4 protein-coding genes are annotated in these 2,764 nt (G+C 28.8%); all 4 read left to right on the top strand.

Features of this window, described 5'->3' with window-relative positions; all coding sequences use genetic code 11:
- On the top strand, positions 1–126 hold a 126-nt coding region (locus E6248_RS15125), incomplete at its 5' end, for a 50S ribosomal protein L20 (RefSeq protein ID WP_291667575.1).
- Positions 127–239: 113 nt separating this feature from the next.
- Positions 240–1,580, top strand: a complete 1,341-nt coding sequence (locus E6248_RS15120) for a TrkH family potassium uptake protein (RefSeq protein WP_316341600.1) — start codon at positions 240–242, stop codon at positions 1,578–1,580.
- Positions 1,581–1,592: 12 nt separating this feature from the next.
- On the top strand, positions 1,593–2,261 hold the full coding sequence (locus E6248_RS15115; protein ID WP_316341599.1) for a TrkA family potassium uptake protein: 669 nt from the start codon (positions 1,593–1,595) through the stop codon (positions 2,259–2,261).
- A gap of 13 nt (positions 2,262–2,274) precedes the next feature.
- The coding region (locus E6248_RS15110) for an RNA methyltransferase (protein WP_316341598.1) at positions 2,275–2,764 on the top strand (490 nt) is incomplete at its 3' end.

Here is a 2,764-nt window from a genome sequence, read left to right as displayed (position 1 = left end):
TTTATAAATGGAATCAAATTAGCTGGAATAGATATGAACAGAAAGATGTTATCTGAAATAGCTATAAATGATCCTAAGGCATTTGCTGATTTAGTAGAAGTTGCAAAAACTCAATTAAACAAGTAATCTACAGCGACCTTTTGGTCGCATTTTTTGTAGCTTAATGTAAATAAATAAAGGTATAATGGTGTATAATAATTAGAAAGAGTAAAGAGTTTTCTCTATCTAGAGGTGAAAATATGCAGTATGGGTTTAAAAATAAATTTAAGTTAAATGGAGTTCAAATATTAGCACTAGGATTTTTAATAGCTATATTTATAGGTGCTATACTACTATCCCTTCCTATTTCATCAAGCAGTGGTGAATCTACTAATTTCTTAGATTCATTATTTACTTCTACGTCAGCTGTATGTGTAACTGGATTAGTAACTTTAGACACAAGTAGTCATTGGAGTACTTTTGGTCAAACTGTAATTATGACATTAATAGAAATTGGTGGATTAGGATTTATGTCTTTTGCAGTATTAATTTCTCTTATTTTAGGAAAGAAAATTACATTAAGAGAGAGATTAGTAATGCAAGAAGCTATGAATACATATTCTATTCAAGGTTTGGTTAAGATGGTTAGGTATGTACTAATATTTACTGTATCAGTTCAGTTTTTTGGAGCATTATTACTATCTACTCAATTTGTTCCTGAATACGGAATAAGCAAGGGGATTTTTTATAGTATTTTCCACTCAATTTCATCATTTTGTAATGCAGGATTTGATTTGTTTGGAACAAGCCTTATGGGATATTCAAGTAATGCTGTTGTAATACTAGTTATAAGTGCATTAATAATTATTGGTGGACTTGGCTTTACTGTATTACTAGAAATATATGAATTTAAAGGAATTAAGAAATTATCTCTTCATTCAAAGCTTGTAATAATTACTTCATTAATTCTTATTGTAGGTGGAACTATATTAATGTTTTTATTTGAATTAAATAATAAATCTACTTTTGGGAATATGAATATCCAAGATAAACTTTTAAATTCATTTTTTGCTTCAGTAAGTCCAAGAACAGCAGGATTTAATAGTGTTGTTACTACTGATATGACTATGGCTAGTAAATTTTTAACAATAATACTTATGATTATAGGTGGTTCACCAGGATCAACGGCTGGCGGATTAAAGACAGTTACTTGTGGAATCTTATTTTTAACTGTGTTATCTGTAATAAGAGGAAGAGAAGATACAGAGGTTTTTGGTAGAAGGTTTACTAAAGAAGTTGTATACAAATCTTTTACAATAGTATTTATTGCCTTAACACTAGTTATTGGAGTAACTATGATTTTATCTTATACAGAAGTTGGAGCAAGTTTTATAGACTTACTTTATGAGGCAACTTCAGCACTAGGAACAGTTGGGCTAACATTAGGGCTTACTCCTAAATTAAGCTCAATAGGTAAGGTGTTGATTATGATAATGATGTACTTAGGAAGAGTTGGTCCGCTAACAGTAATGTTAGCTTTAACTAGGAAGAAAAAGAAATCAGGATATAAATATCCAGAAGGAAAAATATTAATAGGGTAGGAGGCTTAGAATATGGCTAGTAAACAGTTTGTAATTATAGGGCTTGGAAGATTTGGTTCTTCAATAGCAAAAACTTTATATTCATTAGGTAATGATGTATTGGCTATAGATAGAGATGAGGATATTGTTCAAGAAATAGCTGATAGTGTTACTCATGCAGTTCAATTAGATGCAACAGATGAAAATGCCTTAAGATCATTAGGTATTAGAAACTTTGATGTAGCAGTAGTTACTATAGGTGACAATATTCAATCTAGTATTATGGCTACATTATTAGTAAAAGAATTAGGTGTTAAATATATAATTGCTAAAGGTCATAGTGATTTACATGCTAAGGTATTAAATAAGATTGGTGCAGATAGAGTTATACTTCCAGAAAAAGATATGGGAGTTAGAGTAGCGCATAACTTAGTTTCCTCTAATATCTTAGATTATATAGAACTATCTGAAGATTATAGTGTAATGGAAATACAAGTATTAGAAGAGTGGGCTGGAAGTACATTAAGTGAGCTTAAACTTAGAAGTAAATATGGAATAAATGTTATGGCAATTAAAAGAGGAGATGAAGTTAATTTATCTCCAGCAGCAGATGATATGATAGAAAATGATGATATTATAGTTGCTATTGGTTCAGCAGAAGACTTAAGTAGATTAGAAGGAATGATAGTTAAATCAAATTAATGAGGTGGAAATTTTGATTTATATTGAAAGTAAAGATAATAATTTCTTTAAGTATGTAAAAAAACTTAAAGAAAGAAAATTTAGAGATAAAGAAGGTTTATTTATCTTAGAAGGATTAAGATTAGTTAAGGAAGCTATAAAAGCAAACATGGAAATAAAAAATATTTTTATTTCTAAGAGTTTTGAAGATAAATTAGTTACGGAATTTAATAATACCTTTTTAGAAAATACTATTATTTTAAATGATAATTTATTTTCACAATTAGCTTCAACAGAAAATACTCAAGGTGTTATTGCTGTTGTAAATAAGATAAATAATAATAAAGATGAAATTGGAGATTTCTATTTAATATGTGACAAAGTTCAAGACCCAGGAAATCTCGGTACAATTATAAGAACTGCTCATGCAGCAGGGGTTAACGGAATAATACTTACTAAAGGTACAGTTGATATTTATAATGATAAGACTATAAGATCAACTATGGGATCAATTTTTTATATAC

It is taken from the genome of Clostridium sp., assembly GCF_032552055.1.
Classification (GTDB): Bacteria; Bacillota; Clostridia; order Clostridiales; family Clostridiaceae; genus Clostridium.
The sequence above is the reverse complement of the archived record's forward strand: the minus strand, read 5'-3'. Positions and strand labels throughout refer to the sequence as shown.

What these genes read in the sequence shown, in the direction of transcription:
- E6248_RS15120 (WP_316341600.1), top strand. Translation starts at nt 240, where the DNA reads ATGCAGTATGGGTTTAAAAATAAATTTAAGTTAAATGGAGTTCAAATA.
- E6248_RS15115 (WP_316341599.1), top strand. Translation starts at nt 1,593, where the DNA reads ATGGCTAGTAAACAGTTTGTAATTATAGGGCTTGGAAGATTTGGTTCT.